A 17,653-nucleotide genomic window follows, 5' to 3' on the forward strand; every position below is an offset into this window, starting at 1 on the left:
AGTCCAAAGAACCGTCCAAGGGGATTACACCATGATTACGCGCCGCCATCTGATCGCGACCGCCGTCGCCGCACCCGCCATCCTGCGCTTCGGCACCGGTACCGCGCATGCCGCCACCACGCTCAAGATCTCGCATCAATTCCCCGGCGGCACCATCGACAAGGGCGACTTCCGCGACCGGCTCTGCCGCATGTTCGCTGCCGAGGTCGCCAAGCGCAGCAACGGCGACATCGCCGCCGAGATCTATCCGAACTCCTCGCTGATCAAGACCAACGCGCAGTTCTCCGCGATGCGCAAGGGCGCGCTCGACATCTCGCTGTATCCGATGCCCTATGCCGGCGGCGAGCTGCCGGAAACCAATATCGGCCTGATGCCCGGCCTCGTCACCACCTACGACCAGGGCATGCGCTGGAAGAAGGAGCCGGTCGGCAAGGCGCTCTCCGACTTCCTCGCCGACAAGGGCATCATCCTGCTCACCTGGGTGTGGCAGGCCGGCGGCGTCGCCAGCCGCTCCAAGCCGATCGTCGCCCCCGAAGACGCCAAGGGCATGAAGGTGCGCGGCGGCTCGCGCGAGATGGACATGGTGCTGCAGACCGCCGGCGCCTCGGTACTGTCGGTGCCCTCCAACGAAATCTACGCGGCGATGCAGACCGGCGCGTGCGATGCCGGCATCACCTCCTCCACCAGCCTGATCTCGTTCCGCCTCGAGGAGGTCGCGAAGTCGCTGACCTCGGGCGCGGGCGCCTCCTACTGGTTCATGCTCGAGCCCCTGATGATGTCGAAGGCGATCTTCGACAAGCTGCCGAAGAACCAGCAGGACGTGCTGCTCACGGTCGGCGCCGAGCTCGAAGCCTTCGGCCGCAAGGGCGCACAGGACGACGACGTCGAGGTCGCCAAGGTCTACGAGAAGGCCGGCGCAAAGGTCTCGGTGCTCGATGCCGCGACCGTCGGCAAGTGGCGCGACATCGCCCGCGACACCGCGTGGAAGGATTACGGCGCCAAGACCGCGACCGCGGCCAACCTGCTCAAGCTCGCCACTGACGTTGCGGCATGAGCCACGGTCCGCTTCCGGATCGTGACGACCAGGCGAGCGTTGCCGCGGGGACCGGCCCTGCGGCGGCGATCGATCGCGGTCTCGCCGTCCTCAACAGCATCATCGTCGTGTTCGCGGCGATCGCTCTCGTCGCGGCCTGCGCCATCCTGAGCTACAGCGTGCTGAGCCGTGCGCTGTTCAAGGCCGCCAATTACTGGCAGGACGAGGCCGCCGTGTTCCTGCTGGTCGGCGCGACCTTCATGACGGCCGCTTATGTGCAGCAGAACCGCGGCCATATCGGCATCGAGGCGTTCGTCGGTCTGCTCTCGCCGTTCGCCAACAAGGTCCGGCTCTGGCTGGTCGATGTCGCGACGTTCCTGTTCTGCGCCTTCTTCACCTGGAAGTCCTGGACGCTGGCCCATGAAGCCTATGTCGACGGTCAGGTCTCGAATTCGATGTGGTCGCCGCCGCTCGCCATCCCCTATTCGCTGATGGCACTCGGCATGAGCCTGCTCTGCATCCAGATCCTCGTGCAGCTTGCGCTGCCCTTCGCTGGAGCCAGGCGGCCATGAGCGTTTTCGGTATCGGCCTCGCCTATGGCATCGCGACGCTGGTCATCATGTTCTCGGGCATGCCCATTGCCTTTGCCCTGGGTGCCGTCGCGGTCGTGTTCATGGGCATCTACATGCCCACTGCTTCGCTCGATACGGTGACGCAGAATGTCTACGAGGAAATGGCCTCGATCACGCTGCTGTCGATCCCGCTCTTCATCCTGAAGGGCGCCGCGATCGGCAAGTCGCGCGCCGGCCAGGATCTCTACTCGGCGCTGCACGCCTGGCTGCATCGCGTGCCCGGCGGCCTCGGCGTCGCCAACGTCTTCGCCTGCGCGCTGTTTGCGGCGATGGCGGGCTCCTCGCCCGCAACCTGCTCGGCGATCGGCTCGGCCGGCATCCCCGAGATGCGCAAGCGCGGCTATTCCGGCGGCTTTGCGGCCGGCATCATCGCCGCCGGCGGCACGCTCGGCATCCTGCTGCCGCCCTCGATCACCATGATCCTGTTCGCGGTCGCCGCGGAAAAGTCGCTCGGACGGCTGTTCCTCGCCGGCATCGGGCCCGGCCTGCTGCTGGTCTCGCTGTTCGGCTTCTACGCCGTGTACCGCTTCCGCCGGGAATATGCGGCCGCGGAAGCGATCTACAAGAACGGCGGCCCGGAGGCTCCGATCCTGGCCCGCGACGAGTACACGCTGGCCGAGCGCTTCAGCGTGCTGCCGCGCGTGATCCCCTTCGTGCTGCTGCTCACCGGCGTCATGATCGCGCTCTATGGCGGCTACGCCACGCCGTCGGAGACCGCCGGCCTCGGCGGCCTGCTCGCCCTGGCGTTGATCGCGGCGATCTACAGCGTGTGGCGGCCGAGCGATCTCGCCCCGATCATGAAATCGACGATCCGGGAATCGACCATGCTGATGATGATCATCGGCATGTCGCTGCTCTATTCCTACGTGATGAGCTATCTGCACATCTCGCAATCGGTCGCCGAATCCATCGTCGCGATGCATCTGCCGCGCTGGGAGCTGCTGTTCGCGATCCTCGTCATGGTCGTCGTGCTCGGCTTCTTCCTGCCGCCGGTCTCGATCATCCTGATGACGGCCCCGATCATCCTGCCGCCGCTCCGCGCCGCCAATTTCGACATCATCTGGTTCGGCGTGGTCATGACCATCGTGATGGAGATGGGCCTGATCCATCCCCCCGTCGGCCTCAACATCTTCGTCATCCGCAACGTCGCGCCGGATATTCCCCTGCGCGAGGTGATCTGGGGCACCCTGCCCTTCGTGCTGCTGATGATGTTCGCGGTGCTGCTGCTCTGCTTCGTGCCGGGCATCTCGACCTGGCTGCCGGATCTCGTGATGGGACCGGACGGGAGCAGGTAGCGGCAGTTACGTCTGTCGTAGGGTGGGCAAAGCGGAGCGTGCCCACCACCTGTCGGCGATCACGGACAGATGGTGGGCACGGCGCGTCGCGCCTTTGCCCACCCTACGAGACCTACGATTTATCCTTCCGCCGCCCTTTCGGCGCGATCGCCACGACCTGCAGCAGATCCTTGCGCACGGCCTCGATGTGCCGCTCCAGGAAGCGGCAGGCCTCCTCGACCTTCTGCGCCCGACACAGCGCGATCAGATGGGCATGCTCCTTCTCGGCCGTCCCCATCGCCTTGGTGTTGGAGAGCTGCAGGCGCGTGTAGCGGTCGCTGGTCTGGAGCAATGACAGCACGATCGCGCGCGTGCGCGGCTGCGGGGCGTGCATATAGAGCGCCAAATGGAAGTCGGCGTTGAGCTGGCCCCAGTCGCTGACATTCTTGGCCTTGATGGCCTTCTCGAATTGCCTGTGGATGTCGTCGAGTGCTTCGAAATCTTCGGCGGAGAAATGCGGCGCCGACTGCGCCAGCAGGCGCGGCTCCAAAATACAGCGCAGATCGAACACGTCGTTGATCTCGTCCAGCGACAGCTCGGAGACGATGGCGCCTTTTTGCGGGACGATGCGCACCAGCCCTTCGGCCTCGAGCTGGAACAGCGCCTCGCGCACGGGGATGCGGCTGACGCCATAGGCATCGCCGAGCGCGTCCTGGCGGAGCTGCGAGCCGGCCGGATAGGTGCCGTCGAGGATCGCCTGTCGGAGCTGGTCGACGATCGCAGCCGACAGGGTGCGATGTTTCAGAGGCTGTTTCATCTGATCGTCTGCTGTCCTTCCCGACTCGTCCGGCCGACGCGGTCCCTGTCTTGCATGTTGCGGCGCGCGACAAAAGTGCGGAGCCCGGCAAAAGCCCGTGCCCAGCAAAAGCGCGCCCTGCCTCCGGATTGACCGCAATCTCCGTTTGACACCCCAAATGTATAAATTATACATTTGGCAATCGCACGACAAATCTTCGGGGGTTGGGGCCTTCTTCATGATCGAGCAGACGATGCCGGCCACGCGCGCGCTCAGCCTCCGACGTACGGTCGTCCGGATGTCGGGTGCCCTGCTCGCCTTCGAGCGTCTGGCGCTGATGGGCCTGATGTACCTGCTCACGGCGCTGATCCTGGTGAACGTCGTCACCCGCTACGCGCGCTTCCCGATCTACTGGATCGACGAATCCGCGGTCTATTGCGTGGTCTGGCTCACCTTCATCGGCGCGTCCGCGATGACGCGGCTGCGGCTCGACTTCGCGGTCACCATGCTGACGGAACGTCTTTCGCCGCAGCACCAGAAACTTGCAAAGGTGATCTCGACCGGCCTCGTCGTGGTGTTCGGCGTCGCCCTGACCATCACCTGCGTGCTCTGGATGGATCCGGTCGGGCTCGCGCGCGCCGGCTTCGACGGGCGCAAGCTCGCGGCCGAGACCTTCAACTTCCTCTACACCGAGCGTACGCAGACGCTGAACTGGCCGACCTGGGTGCTCTATCTGACGCTGCCGATCTTCGCGGTGTCGATGACCGTGCACGGCCTCGCCAACCTTCTGGAAGATCTCGGGCTGGTGCCGCGCACGCCGCCGAAAGGCTTCGAGCTCTCCGAGCTCGACGGGGTCAACTGATGATCACCTCAGCCGCCTTCGTCGCGATCATGCTGGTCGGCGTGCCGATCGGGCTCTGCCTGTGCCTTGCCGGCCTCGTCTACATCGCGGCATCAGGCAATCCCGTGCTGTTCCAGTCCTATCCGCTGCAGCTGTTCGGCGGCGTCGACAGCTACGGCCTGATCGCCATCCCGCTGTTCATCCTGATCGGCGAGATCATGAACGGCGGCGGCATTACGCGGCGCATCGTCGACATGGCGATGGCCTTCGTCGGCTCGCTCAAGGGCGGGCTCGCCTACGTCAACATCCTCGCCAACATGTTCATCTCCTCGATCCTGGGATCGGCGACCGCGCAGGTCGCGATCATGGCCCAGATCATGGTGCCGGAGATGGAGAAGAAGGGCTACGACAAGACCTTTGCGGCCGGCCTCACCGCCTATGGCGGCATGCTTGGCCCGATCATCCCGCCCTCGGTGATGTTCGTGGTCTACAGCGTGCTGGCGCAGGTCTCGGTCAGCGACATGCTGATCGCCGGCATCGTGCCGGGCGTCATCCTCACCGTAATGTTCTGCCTCGTCATCGCGTTGATGGGATACATGTACAACTATCCCCGCGCCGACTATCAGACGCCGCGCCAGCGCCTGATGACGATCCTGCGAACCTCGCCGACACTGCTGATCCCGATCGTCATCGTCGGCACGATCCTGAGCGGCCTCGCCAACGCAACGGAATCCGCCGCCGTCGGCGCCGTGGCCGCAGCGCTGGTCGGGAAATACTGGACCAAGGAATTCGAGTTCTCGCAGCTGCCGCAGATGATGCTGCGCAGCGGCATCTATTCGGCCATCGTGCTGTTCCTGGTCGCAGCCGCGGCCGTGTTCTCCTGGGTCCTGATCTTCGGCAAGGTGCCGCAGGAGACCGCCGGCTGGATCCAGTCCGCAGCCAAGGACCCGGTCAGCTTCATGCTGATCTGCAACGTCATCCTGCTGATCATCGGCACCGTCATCGACGGCATCCCCGGCCTGATCATGACCGTGCCGATCCTGCTGCCGGTCGCAACCGACGTCTACCACATCGATCCCCGGCATTTCGGCGTCGTGGTGGTGATCAACCTCGTGCTCGGTCTGCTGTCGCCGCCGGTCGGGCTCTGCTTCTTCGTCGCGGCCGCCGTCACCGGCGCCAAGCCCGGCAAGATGTTCATGGTGACGCTGCCGTTCTTCGTCATCTCCTGCGTCCTCCTGGTGCTGCTCTCGCTCTATCCGTCGCTCTCGCTGATCCTCATCAAATAGGCCCGTTCAAAAGGAAGCCCGACCATGCCGCTTTCACGCCGCCGCTTTCTCGCCGCCAGTGCCGCCGCTTCGGTGTTCGCGCCGTCGCTGGCGCTCGCCCAGGCCAAGGAATTCCGCCTCGGCCTGATCACGCCCAACGGCCATTCCTGGAACAAGGCCGCGCTCAAATTCGGCGACGAGCTCAAGGCCGCAACCAACGGCCGCCTGACCCTGACCGTGTTTCACTCCGGCCAGCTCGGCAACGAGCCCGCGATGATGCAGCAATTGCAGTCCGGCGCGCTCGACATGGGATTCATCCAGGCTGCCGAGCTCGGCTCGCGCGTGCCGCATATCGCCGCGATCAACGCGCCCTACATCGTGCGCTCGACGCCGGCCGTGGCGAAATTCGTGCGGCATCCGGCGGCGGTGAAGCTGTTCGAGGTGCTGCCGCAGGAGACCGGTACCATCGGGCTCGGCTGGGGCATCACCGGCATGCGCGCGGTGTTCTCGTCCAAGGACCTGAATTCGCTCGCCGACATCAAGGGCATGAAGCTGCGCATCAACCCGACGCCGGTCTATCGCGACTTCTATTCCTCGCTCGGCGCTGCGCCGACGCCGATCCCGACGCCGCAGGTGTTCGACGCCATGGCCAATGGCCAGGTCGACGGTCTCGAGGCCGATCTCGAATTCTCCTGGAACCAGCGCTTCGACAAGGTGTCGAAGGTGATCCTGCAGATGAACGCCGTCTTCATGCCGATGGCGGCGGTCGTCTCCGGCCGGGTCTGGCAGTCGCTCCCCGCGGCCGACCGCGAGCTGATCACCAAGACGATCAAGACGACGCTGGACGCGCAGATCGACGAGCTTGCCGGCAACGAGCCGGCGCTGATCGAGAATTTCAAGAACGCGCCGATCCCGATCCGCCAGGTCCCGGCCGGCGATACCGAAGCCGTCATCGCCGAGTTCGACAAGGTCTGGCTGCCCAAGGCCCCCGTTCTCGCCGAGCTGCGCAAGGTCGGCGCAACGCTCTGATCCTGCCCGCCATCCTCTTCACAACTGCCGGCGGCCCCAGCCCCCCGCCGGCCTTTTCATCTGGAGAAAAACAATGAGCCGCCGCGTTTCCTGGGAAGGTGTCTTCCCGGCCGTCACCACCCAATTCCACGACGATCTCTCGCTCGACATCGACGCGACCGCGAAGGTGATGGACGGTCTGATCCGTGACGGCGTCTCCGGCCTGATCGTCTGCGGCTCGGTCGGCGAGAACACCTCGCTGGAGCGCAAGGAGAAGGTCGCGATCATGGAGACGGCCAAGTCCGTCGCGGCCGGCCGCGTGCCGGTGCTGTGCGGCATCGCCGAATTCACCACGGCGTTCGCGGTCGAGACCGCCAAGGAAGCCGCGCGCGTCGGCATCGACGGCGTGATGGTGATGCCGGCCCTGGTCTATTCGTCCAAGCCGCACGAGACCGCCGCGCATTTCCGCGCCGTCGCCAGCGCGACCGACCTGCCGGTAATGCTCTACAACAACCCGCCGATCTACAAGAACGACGTCACCCCCGATATCCTGGCCTCGCTGGCCGACGTCGAGACCGTCGTTTGCTTCAAGGATTCCTCCGGAGACACGCGCCGCTTCATCGACACCCGCAACATGGTCGGTGACCGCTTCGTGCTGTTCGCCGGCCTCGACGACGTCATCGTCGAGAGCGTCGCCATGGGCGCGGTAGGCTGGGTTTCGGGCATGTCGAATGCCTTCCCGCGCGAAGGCGAGACGCTGTTCCGCCTCGCCAGGGCCGGCCGCTTCGCCGAGGCGATGCCGCTCTACGAATGGTTCATGCCGCTGCTGCATCTCGATGCCCGCCCGGACCTCGTCCAGTGCATCAAGCTGTGCGAGCACATCATGGGCCGCGGCACCGCGCTGACCCGCCCGCCCCGCCTCGCCTTGCTGCCGCAGGAAAAGGCCGAGGTCGAGGCCATGATGGCCAAGGCGCTGAAGAACCGGCCGCGCCTGCCCGATGTCGGCCTGAAGGCCGCCTGACCGCGGGTCCCGTGTAGCGGGCAAAGCGATAGGCAATCGCAACTGCCGTAGGGTGGGCAAAGCGCAGCGTGCCCACCACCTGGCGCGATCATGGAGGGTTGGTGGGCACGGCGCTATGCGCCTTTGCCCACCAAACGGCCTGCGCCTTACACTTCATGGAGAGCAGTGCCAGGTTTCCGCCTGAGAATGTAGCTCTCGCCAAGCTCGTCAAGGCAATCCAGAGAGATCCACGTTTTCAAGCGGATCCAATAATGCCACACCTCCATGACCACCACGAAGCTCAGCACCAGCACGCTGTAGACAAACGTTTCCGCCTCGCCCGGAGGGAGTCCGATCTTTTGCGCGACGACCTGGGCCGTCACCAGTGAGCGAAATGCGGGGACAAAGGCGAAGGCGTCGATGATGACGACAATCATCGCACCTGCACCGAGACGCCACCATTTCCAATTGCCCTGAATTTGCTGTCTCACCAATCTGAGCTTTTCCAGCGCAAAATACTCCCTCTTCTCCCTGAATGCCGTGCCTGACTTCTCCCCTTCGTCGGCGAGCACAGCCACCAGATGCCGCCAACCCAAATGATCCAGGATAAAGAACGACGTCAGAGCGATCGAGAACCAGAAGACGCTTCCTTGTGTCGCCACGAGCACCACGGCGACCGCGATCAGTAGCCCAACGATACCGTAGCTCCGGAATGGCCATTGTCCTTTATTGGGCATGCTCACATAGGCCAGCTCCTGGATGTCGGTGTCGCGAATACAGCCAAAGCGCCAGCACCAGAAGTAGGCGATCAATGCGCCGCGCCAGATCACTTCGGATGCTGTACCGGTAATCACCGGTACAACGGTGACATCGCGGACCTGCAGCGCAGTGAATCCGAGCGCCAGCCCCGTGGTGATATAGACGACGACCTTGCGCGTATTGCGCGCAAATATCGTCCGGTACCGGCTTGCATCAAGAAGGGAAGGTCGCGGCATGACCCGATCGCCAGGCAAATGGATGGATCAATCAATGAGAGCAATAATTGATCGTACAACCATTCCTGACAGGCGGCAAGGCGAAGCCATCTCCGGTAACTGCCGTAGGGTGGGTTGGCCGAAGGCGTAACCCACCAACTTTGCCACTGCGGAAAGAGAGGTGGCGGGTTACGCCGAGCGACTGCGCTTCGCGCAATCACAGGTCTGACCCACCTTGCAAAGCTAGGAAGCTGCCCGCTTCTTCTTCGCGTTCAGCGCGGACGCCACGCGGCTCACCGGCGGCTTGCCCAGCACGGTGCCCATCGCGTTCGTTGCCGCCAGCAGCTTCTCCATGTCGACGCCGGTCCTGACGCCCATGCCCTCGAGCATGTAGACGACGTCCTCGGTCGCGACATTGCCGGTCGCGCCCGGCGCGTAGGGACAGCCGCCGAGGCCGCCGGCGGCGGCGTCGATGACGCGGACGCCCTCCTCCAGGCCGGCATAGAGATTGGCGAGCGCCTGCCCATAAGTGTCGTGGAAATGCATCGCAAGCTTTGCCGGCGGGATGTCGGCGGCAACCGCGCGCAGCATGTCCTTGGCTTTGCTGGGCGTGCCGACACCGATGGTGTCGCCGAGCGAGATCTCGTAGCAGCCGAGATCCCACAGCGTATTGGCGAGGTCCGCGACCGCCTTCGGCTTGATCTCACCGTCGAAGGGACAGCCGAGCACACAGGAGATATAGCCTCGCACCGGCACGCCATCGGCCTTGGCGCGCGCCAGCACCGGCTTGAAGCGTTCGATGGACTCCGCGACCGTGCAGTTGATGTTGGCGCGCGAAAAGCCCTCTGAGGCCGCTGCGAACACGGAAACGACCTTCGCGCCGGCGGCGCGCGCGGCGTCATAGCCCTTCTCGTTGGGCACCAGCACGTGAAATTCGGCGCCTTTCACATGGGCGACGCCCCGCAGCACGGCATCCGAGCTTGCCATTTGCGGGATCGCCTTGGGTGAGACGAAGGCGCCGACCTCGACCGTATCGAGGCCGGCCGCCACCAGCGCCTCGATGAAGGCGATCCGGGCCTCGACGCTGACGGGCGTCTTCTCGTTCTGGAGGCCGTCGCGCGGCCCCATCTCGATGATGCGGACGGGATCGCTCATGTCACTCTCCCGACGCCTCGACCACGGCGAGCTCGATGCCCTCCTGGACGATGTCGCCGACCTTGCATTTGATCGACTTCAGCACGCCGGCATAGGGCGCGCGCAGCGTTTGCTCCATCTTCATCACTTCGAGGGTGAGAATCGGCGCGCCCTTGTCGAGCTTGGCCCCTTCCTCCGCCAGCACGGCGACGACGGTGCCGGGCAGCGGTGCGGCGATCTTGTCCTCGCCGGTCTGCTCCTCGGTCTCGCCACCGAACTGATCCACCCAGTGCAGGTCGAAACGGCCGTTGCGCGTGCGCAAATACAGCTCATGGCCGTCGATCACGGCCGCGACGGACGATTTGACGCCGTCGAGCGTCAGGTCGAACCCGCCATCCTTCGCCGCGATCGTGAACGCCAGCTCGCGCTCGCCGATCACCAGCGTCGACGGCCCGCTGCCGTAGTTCAGAGAGATCTTCTGCTCGGGCCCATGTCCGACACGGAAGGAAAAATTACGCTGGCGCCGGCCGACCGGCTGCCAGCCAAAGGTTTGCCAGGGTGAATTCGCTTGCCCTTGCGCGGCCTGCCGCTCCTCGTTGACGATCGCCGCCACCGCGGCGCAGAGCTCGAGCTCGCCGGGCGCGGGGGAAGCCGAGGTCAGGACCGTCAGCTCGCGCTCGATGAAGCCGGTGTCGATCGCGTTGGTCCGCACCTTCGGGTGCGTGATCAGCGCGGAGAGGAACGGGATGTTGGTGACGATGCCGCGAACGTCGGACTCTTCCAGTCCGCGGTTCAGCCGGTCGATCGCGACATCGCGCGTCGGCGCCCACGCGATCATTTTTGCCAGCATCGCATCATAGTACGGCGAGACGCTGTCGCCTTCGCGATAACCGGCGTCGATGCGCAGGCCTCCGGTCTCGGCCGGCAGCCGCCAGGTCGAGATCTTCCCGACCGACGGCATGAAGTTCTTGGTCGGGTTCTCCGCGTAGACGCGCGCCTCGACCGCGTGGCCGTTGAGCTTGATCTCGTCCTGCTTCAGGGGCAGCGCCTCGCCGAAGGCGACGTGGAGCTGCCATTCGACGAGGTCGATCCCGGTGATCAGCTCGGTCACGGGATGCTCGACCTGGAGGCGCGTGTTCATCTCGATGAAGAACACGTCCTTGCCGTCGGAGACGAACTCGATGGTGCCGGCGCCGACATAGTTGACCGCCCCCGCCGCCTTTCGCGCGGCCGCACAGACGGTCTCCCGCTGCACAGCGTTGAGCGTCGGCGACGGCGCCTCCTCGATTACCTTCTGGTGCCGGCGCTGCAGCGTGCATTCGCGCTCGAACAGCGAGAGCAGATTGCCCTGGCTGTCGCCGATGATCTGCACCTCGATATGCCGGGGATTGTCGACGTATTTTTCGATCAGCATGCGGTCGTCGCCGAACGCGGCCTTGGCTTCCCGCTTGGCGCTGACGATCGCGGGGCCAAGCTCGGCGGCCGAGCGCACGATGCGCATGCCGCGGCCACCGCCGCCGGCGGAGGCCTTGACGAGAACGGGGAAGCCAACCTTCTCGGCCGCCTTCGCCAGCGTCGCATCGTCCTGGGCGTCGCCGTGATAGCCCGGCACCAGCGGCACGCCGGCCTTCTCCATCAGCGCCTTGGAGCCGGATTTCGAGCCCATCGCCGTCATCATCTCGGCGGTCGGGCCGACGAAGACGAGCCCGGCATCGTAGCAGGCCTGCGCGAATTCGGCGTTCTCCGACAGGAAGCCGTAGCCGGGATGCACGGCCTCGGCGCCGGTCTTGCGTGCGGCCTCGATCAGCCGTTCGACATTGAGATAGCTGTCGCGAGCCCGTGCCGGCCCGAGCAGCACGGCCTCGTCCGCGAGCGCGACATGCATGGCGTCGCGATCGGCCTCGGAATAAACCGCGACGGTGCGCAGGCCCATGGCGCGCGCGGTGCGGATGACGCGGCAGGCGATCTCGCCGCGGTTGGCGATCAGGAGCGTGCGAAAACGGCGGTAGAGCTTTGAGCGGTCCATCGCATCACATCCTGAACAGGCCGAACTTGGTGGGCTCGATCGGCGCATTCGCCGCCGCCGAGAGGCCGAGGCCGAGCACGAGGCGGGTGTCGGCCGGGTCGATCACGCCGTCGTCCCACAGCCGCGCGGTCGCGTAATACGGGTGCCCCTGGCTCTCATATTGCGCGCGGATCGGCTCGCGGAATTTGTCTTCCGCTTCCTTCGACCAGCTATCGCCCTTGGCCTCGATATTGTCGCGCCGGACCTGGCTCAGCACCATCGAGGCCTGCTCGCCGCCCATCACCGAGATGCGCGCGTTCGGCCACATCCAGAGGAAGCGCGGCGAATAGGCGCGGCCGCACATGCCGTAATTGCCGGCGCCGTAGGAGCCGCCGATCACGACGGTGAATTTCGGCACCGAGGCGGTCGCGACCGCCGTGACAAGCTTGGCGCCGTCGCGCGCGATGCCGCCGGCCTCGTATTTCTTGCCGACCATGAAGCCGGTGATGTTCTGCAGGAACACCAGGGGAATACCGCGCTGGCAGCACAGCTCGATGAAATGCGCGCCCTTTAGCGAGCTTTCGCTGAAGAGAATGCCGTTGTTGGCGATGATGCCGACCGGATAGCCCCAGATATGGGCGAAGCCGCACACCAGCGTCGTGCCGTAGAGCTTCTTGAACTCGTCGAATTCCGAGCCGTCGACGACGCGGGCGATGATGTCACGGACATCGAATGGCTTGCGGCCGTCCACGGGCACCACGCCGTAGATCTCCTCCGCGGCAAACAGCGGATCGCGCGGGGGATGCATGTTGAGGTTCGGCTGCACCGACGGCTTCAGCGTGCCGACGATGCGGCGGGCGATCCCGATCGCATGGGCATCGTTCTGGGCGTAGTGATCGGTCACGCCCGACTGCCGCGAATGCACATCGGCGCCGCCGAGCTCTTCCGCGCTCACGACCTCTCCGGTTGCAGCCTTCACCAGCGGCGGGCCGCCGAGGAAGATCGTGCCTTGATTCCGCACGATGATGCTCTCGTCCGACATCGCGGGGACATAGGCGCCGCCGGCGGTGCAGGAGCCCATCACGATCGCGATCTGCGGAATGCCCTGCGATGACATCTGCGCCTGATTGTAGAAGATGCGGCCGAAATGCCGCTCGTCCGGAAAGATCTCGTCCTGAAGCGGCAGGAAGGCGCCGCCGGAATCGACCATGTAGACGCAGGGCAGATTGTTCTGCCGCGCGATGTCCTGCGCGCGCAGATGCTTCTTCACGGTCATCGGGTAGTAGGTGCCGCCTTTGATGGTGGCGTCATTGGCGACGATGACGCATTCGCGGCCCGAGATGCGCCCGACGCCGGTGACGACGCTCGCCGAATGCACGTCGCCGCCATAGAGGCCGTAGGCCGCCAGCGGCGACAGCTCGAGGAACGAGGTGCCGGGATCGACCAGGAGGTCGACGCGCTCGCGCGCCAGCATCTTGCCGCGTGAGGTGTGGCGATTGCGCGAGGCCTCGCCGCCGCCGCCGGCGACCTGGCTGAGCTTTTCGCGCAAGTCCGCGACCAGGCCGCGCATGGCCTCGGCGTTGCGTGCGAAGTCTGATGAGGACGGATCGATGCTGGAATGGAGCGGCATGCAGGTCCCGGGTGGCTGGTGAGGTCTGAGAGGCCGCGGACAGGTTGGACCAGTTCCGCGGCAATTCCAATTGGGAGGAGCTTACGCGGTCTCCGCCATCAGCTCGCGGCCGATCAGCATGCGGCGCACCTCGGATGTGCCGGCGCCGATCTCGTAGAGCTTTGCGTCGCGCCACAGGCGCCCGACGGGGAATTCGCTGGTGTAGCCGACGCCGCCCAGCGCCTGGATCGCCTCGCCCGCCATCCAGGTCGCCTTCTCCGCGGAATAGAGGATCGCGGCGGCGGCGTCCTTGCGCAAGCTGCGGGCATGATCGGCGCGGTCGCAGGCGCGTCCGACCGCATAGACATAGGCCCGCGTGGCCTGCCAGGTCGCATACATGTCGGCGAGCTTGCCCTGCATCAGCTGGAAATCGCCGATCGGTTGGCCGAACTGCTTGCGCTCGTGCATGTAGGGCACGACAGCGTCCATGCAGGCCGCCATGATGCCGAGCGGGCCGCCCGAGAGCACCGCGCGCTCGTAGTCGAGGCCGGACATCAGCACCTTCACGCCCTCGCCCACCTTGCCCATCACGTTCTCCTCCGGCACCTCGCACTCGTCGAAGAACAGCGGATAGGTGTTGGAGCCGCGCATGCCGAGCTTGTCGAGATGCTGGCCGTGGGTGAAGCCCTTAAAACCCTTCTCGATCAGGAAGGCGGTCATGCCGCGCGGACCGGCCTCCGGATCGGTCTTGGCGTAGACCACCAGCACGTCGGCATCGCCGCCATTGGTGATCCACATTTTCGAGCCGTTGAGCACGTAGCGGTCGCCGCGCTTGTCGGCGCGCAGCTTCATCGAAACCACGTCGGAGCCGGCGCCCGGCTCGGACATCGCGAGCGCGCCGACATACTCGCCGGAGATCAGCTTGGGCAGATAGCGCTGGCGCTGGGCGTCGTTGCCGTTGCGGCGGATCTGGTTGACGCAGAGGTTGGAATGGGCGCCGTAGGACAGCCCCACGGCCGCCGAGCCGCGCGAAATCTCCTCCATGGCGACGACATGGGCGAGATAGCCCATGCTGGAGCCGCCATATTGCTCCGGCGCGGTCATGCCGAGCAGGCCGAGGTCGCCGAAGCGCTTCCACAGGTCTGCCGGAAACAGATTGGCTTTCTCGATCTCGGCCGCGCGCGGGGTGATCTCCGCCTCCACGAAGGCGCGGAGCGTGTCGCGCAGCATGCCGATGTCTTCGCCCAGATCGAAATCGATGCTCGGGATGTTCAAGGCGATTCCTCCGTAATTTGAGACCGAACCTAGCCGGGAGCGGGCCCTCTTGCGGTCGAAAAGGTTGCATTTTCCGCCAAACTTGGCGAGGATTTTCCCGAGGAGTCCGATGCCTTTTCAGGTCGCAACCGCAGTTCCGCGCCGCGCCGTCACCCCCGCCGCCTTCGTCCGCGGCGTGGTGGCCGCCTATGCGCGCTACGGCCGCGATCCGGCCGAGGCCCTCAGCCGGGGCCAGGTGGCGCCGGACCTCGTCAATTCCCCGGACGGACGGGTCACCGCGACCCAGTTCGAGGCCCTCGCCGGCCATGCCATGCGCGAGCTCGACGACGAGGCGCTGGGCTGGTTCTCGCGCCGGCTGCCATGGGGCACCTATGGCATGCTGTGCCGCGCCTCGATCACGGCGCCGACGCTGGAGGTAGCGCTCAAGCGCTGGTGCCGGCATCACCGCCTGCTCACCGAGGACGTGCTGCTCGACCTCGCCGTCGGCGAGGAGACCGCGACGGTGACCATTCGCGAGCTGCGCGACCTCGGCGCCTTCCGCGAATTCTGCCTCGTCACCCTGCTCCGCTACGTGCTCGGCTTCTCCTGCTGGGCGGTGGATTCCAGGATCGCGCTGCGCGCCGCCGAATTTCCCTTTCCCGAGCCCGGCCACGTCTCGGTCTATCCGACCATCTTCTCACGGACCATCCGCTTCGATGCGGCCCGCGCAGCCATCGTGTTCGACAAGCACTATCTCTCGCTGCCGCTGACGCGCAGCGCCGCCGATCTCGACAACATGCTCAAGGGGGCGCTCAGGCTGACCGTGCTGCCCTACCGGCGCGACCGCCTGCTGGTCGAGCGCGTCCGCCGCGTACTGCGCAATGCGCGCGGACGGGTGCTCGGCGCCGAGGACGTCGCAAGCGAGCTCGCGCTCTCCACCCGCACCATGCATCGCCGCCTGCGCGAGGAAGCCACCTCGCTGCGCGATCTTAAGGAAGAAGCAAAGTTCGAGCTGGCAAAGCAGGAGCTGATGCGCGGCCGCACGCCGATCAAGCGCATCGCGGAGATCGCCGGCTTCCGCAACGAGAAAAGTTTTTCGCGGGCCTTCCGGACCTGGACCGGCGCGAGCCCGCGCGAGTTTCGCGACCGGTACCGGTAAGCCCCGCGCGCGCCTGCCGGACATAAATTGACGGCCCCCGAGATCGCTCTCGGAGGCCGCAATGTCCCGGAGGAGATATCCGTTTCAGCCGTTAGTTCTGTGCGCCGGCGCGAGCCTTGGGCTGCTTGGTCTGCTTCGGCTGGAACGCAAGAGCGTCGTTGTTGGTCTTCGCGCCACCGGCCTGCGAGCACGAGCCGCCGATGCCGCCGGCGGCCTGACGGCAGGCTTCCATGGTCGGATAACCGCAGCCATGCGCGGCCTGGGCGCCGTTGGTGATGCAGTAATCCTCTGCCTGCGCAGCCGGCGCGGTCATCATCAAAAACGCAGAGGCGAACAGCGTCGCAGCGGATGCGACGAACGTCTTCGAAATCGAGGTCATGTTGTCTTTTCCTGGCTCAGGGTCCCACAAAAGAGTCCTCCGCATGCGACGCAGGCGCGAGGTACACACCTCGGATGTAGGCCGCCGTCAGGAACCGACAATCACGGTTCAGCGCATTGCAGGACTTCCCAAATCACATGTCAAAATTAGGTGAGTTACTAAGCATTATAATTCGGCTTTGGTGAAATCCCCGATTCGCACGCCGCGGCCCGGCTAGCCCGCCGGCAGCGCCGCCACCTCCTGCAACGGCAGCGGCACGTCCTTGGCCACGCCGAGCACGGGGAAGCTGCGGACGTTCTTCACGTTCGGCATGGCCGCGAAATGCAATAGCTGCTGGCGCATGCTCTCGACGCTCGGTGCCACGCATTTGAGGAGATAGTCGGTGTCGCCCGAGATCCGCCAGCACTGCTGGATGCGCGGGATCGCGGCGATCGAGCCCTCGAACGCCTCCAGCACAGGCTGGGCCTGGCTGCCGAGCTGGATCGAGACGAACGACACCACCTCATAGCCGAGCCGCCGCTCGTCGATGACGGCGCGGACCGCCCGGATCACGCCGCGGCTGAACAGCGATTTCAGCCGTCGCAGGCAGTTCGGCGCGGACACGCCGACGCGCAGCGCCAGCTCGTTGTTGCGAACCCGCCCATCCTCTTGGAGCTCGGCAAGTATCTTCAGATCGACGCCGTCGAGCTGGTCACGCCCCGCCATCCCCTGCCCTCGTCATGGTCCCGTCACGCGGGAAGCGAAGCACGGGGCGGAAGAGGTGCCAAGGGGCCGGAGCTGCGCATGTCGCTCCCCGCGCGCGAGCAGAATACCTCTCTCCGCCGTCATGGCCGGGCATAGCCGTCCGAAGGACGGCGTCGCTTCCGCTCGCCTATGTCCCGGCCATCCACGGACTTTCAGGCGCCCAAAACGTAGATGCCCGGGACGGGCCCGGGCATGACGAATTCGGCGTGCGTGGAGGCTGGTCGTTAATGCGTCCAGGGCTCGCCGCGGCGGAACGAGAAATTGTCGGCATAGGCGACCGGGCGGCGGATCGATTCCTGGGGCTCGATGACCTGGTAGGCAATGCCCTTACGCTCGCAATAGGCGACCGCCTCGTCCTTGCTGTCGAAGCGAAGGGTGATCTGCTGCTTCATGTCGCCCGACGAGGTCCAGCCCATCAGCGGCTCCACCGACCGCGGCTGCTCCGGCTCGTAGTCCAGCTGCCATTCCTTCGTCTTGGACCGGCCGGATTGCATCGCGTTCTTGGCGGGCTTGAAAATGCGTGCGGTCATGGGTGGTCCGGGCCTC

17 protein-coding genes are annotated in these 17,653 nt (G+C 65.5%); 8 read left to right on the forward strand and 9 right to left on the reverse strand.

Going from position 1 to position 17,653, the window contains the following annotated elements; translation table 11 throughout:
- Window positions 1-31: 31 nt before the first annotated feature.
- The 3 genes from A7X65_RS07500 to A7X65_RS07510 are packed head-to-tail and all read left to right on the forward strand — an operon-like array spanning window position 32 to window position 2,960.
- Window positions 32-1,054 carry a TRAP transporter substrate-binding protein gene (locus A7X65_RS07500; RefSeq protein WP_063683617.1) on the forward strand — a complete coding sequence of 341 codons (1,023 nt, stop codon included), beginning with the start codon at window positions 32-34 and terminating at the stop codon, window positions 1,052-1,054.
- Complete coding sequence (locus A7X65_RS07505; RefSeq protein WP_063683619.1) at window positions 1,051-1,605, forward strand: TRAP transporter small permease; 555 nt, start codon at window positions 1,051-1,053, stop codon at window positions 1,603-1,605. The genes A7X65_RS07500 and A7X65_RS07505 overlap by 4 nt, the downstream gene beginning before the upstream one ends.
- Window positions 1,602-2,960, forward strand: a complete 1,359-nt coding sequence (locus A7X65_RS07510) for a TRAP transporter large permease (protein ID WP_063683620.1) — start codon at window positions 1,602-1,604, stop codon at window positions 2,958-2,960. Before A7X65_RS07505 ends, A7X65_RS07510 begins: the two co-directional genes overlap by 4 nt.
- A gap of 112 nt (window positions 2,961-3,072) precedes the next feature.
- Here A7X65_RS07510 and A7X65_RS07515 read toward each other — a convergent pair whose 3' ends face one another.
- Window positions 3,073-3,756, reverse strand: coding sequence for a GntR family transcriptional regulator (locus A7X65_RS07515; RefSeq protein ID WP_063683621.1), 684 nt, complete (start codon window positions 3,754-3,756; stop codon window positions 3,073-3,075).
- 217 nt (window positions 3,757-3,973) lie between these two features.
- Here A7X65_RS07515 and A7X65_RS07520 point away from each other — a divergent pair, with 217 nt between their 5' ends.
- The 4 genes from A7X65_RS07520 to A7X65_RS07535 all read left to right on the forward strand — a co-directional run bounded on the left by A7X65_RS07520 (window position 3,974) and on the right by A7X65_RS07535 (window position 7,870).
- Window positions 3,974-4,597, forward strand: a complete 624-nt coding sequence (locus A7X65_RS07520; RefSeq protein ID WP_430642762.1) for a TRAP transporter small permease — start codon at window positions 3,974-3,976, stop codon at window positions 4,595-4,597.
- Window positions 4,597-5,862: a TRAP transporter large permease gene (locus A7X65_RS07525; RefSeq protein WP_063683622.1), complete on the forward strand. Its 1,266-nt coding sequence runs from the start codon at window positions 4,597-4,599 to the stop codon at window positions 5,860-5,862. Before A7X65_RS07520 ends, A7X65_RS07525 begins: the two co-directional genes overlap by 1 nt.
- Before the next feature lie 24 nt (window positions 5,863-5,886).
- Window positions 5,887-6,870: a TRAP transporter substrate-binding protein gene (locus A7X65_RS07530; protein WP_063683623.1), complete on the forward strand. Its 984-nt coding sequence runs from the start codon at window positions 5,887-5,889 to the stop codon at window positions 6,868-6,870.
- A gap of 73 nt (window positions 6,871-6,943) precedes the next feature.
- Window positions 6,944-7,870: a dihydrodipicolinate synthase family protein gene (locus tag A7X65_RS07535; protein ID WP_063683624.1), complete on the forward strand. Its 927-nt coding sequence runs from the start codon at window positions 6,944-6,946 to the stop codon at window positions 7,868-7,870.
- Window positions 7,871-8,016: 146 nt separating this feature from the next.
- Here the strand turns inward: A7X65_RS07535 and A7X65_RS07540 are convergent, their stop codons facing one another.
- The 5 genes from A7X65_RS07540 to A7X65_RS07560 form a co-directional block, all read right to left on the reverse strand.
- Window positions 8,017-8,844: a hypothetical protein gene (locus A7X65_RS07540; RefSeq protein WP_063683625.1), complete on the reverse strand. Its 828-nt coding sequence runs from the start codon at window positions 8,842-8,844 to the stop codon at window positions 8,017-8,019.
- A 222-nt stretch (window positions 8,845-9,066) separates the two neighbouring features.
- Window positions 9,067-9,978: a hydroxymethylglutaryl-CoA lyase gene (locus A7X65_RS07545; RefSeq protein WP_063683626.1), complete on the reverse strand. Its 912-nt coding sequence runs from the start codon at window positions 9,976-9,978 to the stop codon at window positions 9,067-9,069.
- A gap of 1 nt (window position 9,979) precedes the next feature.
- Window positions 9,980-11,983, reverse strand: coding sequence for an acetyl/propionyl/methylcrotonyl-CoA carboxylase subunit alpha (locus tag A7X65_RS07550; protein WP_063683627.1), 2,004 nt, complete (start codon window positions 11,981-11,983; stop codon window positions 9,980-9,982).
- Between the two features lie 4 nt (window positions 11,984-11,987).
- Window positions 11,988-13,592, reverse strand: a complete 1,605-nt coding sequence (locus A7X65_RS07555) for a carboxyl transferase domain-containing protein (protein WP_063683628.1) — start codon at window positions 13,590-13,592, stop codon at window positions 11,988-11,990.
- Window positions 13,593-13,673: 81 nt separating this feature from the next.
- On the reverse strand, window positions 13,674-14,846 hold the full coding sequence (locus A7X65_RS07560; RefSeq protein ID WP_063683629.1) for an isovaleryl-CoA dehydrogenase: 1,173 nt from the start codon (window positions 14,844-14,846) through the stop codon (window positions 13,674-13,676).
- Window positions 14,847-14,955: 109 nt separating this feature from the next.
- Between A7X65_RS07560 and A7X65_RS07565 the strand changes: the two genes are divergently transcribed.
- Complete coding sequence (locus A7X65_RS07565; protein ID WP_063683630.1) at window positions 14,956-15,984, forward strand: AraC family transcriptional regulator; 1,029 nt, start codon at window positions 14,956-14,958, stop codon at window positions 15,982-15,984.
- Window positions 15,985-16,075: 91 nt separating this feature from the next.
- On the opposite strand, the gene A7X65_RS07570 is transcribed toward A7X65_RS07565, so the two are convergent.
- The 3 genes from A7X65_RS07570 to A7X65_RS07580 all read right to left on the reverse strand — a co-directional run bounded on the left by A7X65_RS07570 (window position 16,076) and on the right by A7X65_RS07580 (window position 17,637).
- Window positions 16,076-16,363: a DUF3551 domain-containing protein gene (locus A7X65_RS07570; RefSeq protein ID WP_063683631.1), complete on the reverse strand. Its 288-nt coding sequence runs from the start codon at window positions 16,361-16,363 to the stop codon at window positions 16,076-16,078.
- Window positions 16,364-16,576: 213 nt separating this feature from the next.
- Entirely contained in the window at window positions 16,577-17,068 is a 492-nt protein-coding gene (locus A7X65_RS07575) for an Lrp/AsnC family transcriptional regulator (protein WP_063683632.1), read from the reverse strand.
- 263 nt (window positions 17,069-17,331) lie between these two features.
- Complete coding sequence (locus tag A7X65_RS07580) at window positions 17,332-17,637, reverse strand: ETC complex I subunit (protein WP_063683633.1); 306 nt, start codon at window positions 17,635-17,637, stop codon at window positions 17,332-17,334.
- Window positions 17,638-17,653: the final 16 nt, after the last annotated feature.

Origin of the sequence: Bradyrhizobium stylosanthis, from assembly GCF_001641335.1 — a bacterium.
Lineage (GTDB): Bacteria > Pseudomonadota > Alphaproteobacteria > Rhizobiales > Xanthobacteraceae > Bradyrhizobium > Bradyrhizobium stylosanthis.

What these genes read in the sequence shown, in the direction of transcription:
- A7X65_RS07505 (WP_063683619.1), top strand. Translation starts at nt 1,051, where the DNA reads ATGAGCCACGGTCCGCTTCCGGATCGTGACGACCAGGCGAGCGTTGCC.
- A7X65_RS07535 (WP_063683624.1), top strand. Translation starts at nt 6,944, where the DNA reads ATGAGCCGCCGCGTTTCCTGGGAAGGTGTCTTCCCGGCCGTCACCACC.
- A7X65_RS07540 (WP_063683625.1), bottom strand. Translation starts at nt 8,844, where the DNA reads ATGCCGCGACCTTCCCTTCTTGATGCAAGCCGGTACCGGACGATATTT.
- A7X65_RS07500 (WP_063683617.1), top strand. Translation starts at nt 32, where the DNA reads ATGATTACGCGCCGCCATCTGATCGCGACCGCCGTCGCCGCACCCGCC.
- A7X65_RS07515 (WP_063683621.1), bottom strand. Translation starts at nt 3,756, where the DNA reads ATGAAACAGCCTCTGAAACATCGCACCCTGTCGGCTGCGATCGTCGAC.
- A7X65_RS07570 (WP_063683631.1), bottom strand. Translation starts at nt 16,363, where the DNA reads ATGACCTCGATTTCGAAGACGTTCGTCGCATCCGCTGCGACGCTGTTC.
- A7X65_RS07565 (WP_063683630.1), top strand. Translation starts at nt 14,956, where the DNA reads ATGCCTTTTCAGGTCGCAACCGCAGTTCCGCGCCGCGCCGTCACCCCC.
- A7X65_RS07555 (WP_063683628.1), bottom strand. Translation starts at nt 13,592, where the DNA reads ATGCCGCTCCATTCCAGCATCGATCCGTCCTCATCAGACTTCGCACGC.
- A7X65_RS07510 (WP_063683620.1), top strand. Translation starts at nt 1,602, where the DNA reads ATGAGCGTTTTCGGTATCGGCCTCGCCTATGGCATCGCGACGCTGGTC.
- A7X65_RS07550 (WP_063683627.1), bottom strand. Translation starts at nt 11,983, where the DNA reads ATGGACCGCTCAAAGCTCTACCGCCGTTTTCGCACGCTCCTGATCGCC.
- A7X65_RS07520 (WP_430642762.1), top strand. Translation starts at nt 3,974, where the DNA reads ATGATCGAGCAGACGATGCCGGCCACGCGCGCGCTCAGCCTCCGACGT.
- A7X65_RS07580 (WP_063683633.1), bottom strand. Translation starts at nt 17,637, where the DNA reads ATGACCGCACGCATTTTCAAGCCCGCCAAGAACGCGATGCAATCCGGC.
- A7X65_RS07545 (WP_063683626.1), bottom strand. Translation starts at nt 9,978, where the DNA reads ATGAGCGATCCCGTCCGCATCATCGAGATGGGGCCGCGCGACGGCCTC.
- A7X65_RS07575 (WP_063683632.1), bottom strand. Translation starts at nt 17,068, where the DNA reads ATGGCGGGGCGTGACCAGCTCGACGGCGTCGATCTGAAGATACTTGCC.
- A7X65_RS07530 (WP_063683623.1), top strand. Translation starts at nt 5,887, where the DNA reads ATGCCGCTTTCACGCCGCCGCTTTCTCGCCGCCAGTGCCGCCGCTTCG.
- A7X65_RS07525 (WP_063683622.1), top strand. Translation starts at nt 4,597, where the DNA reads ATGATCACCTCAGCCGCCTTCGTCGCGATCATGCTGGTCGGCGTGCCG.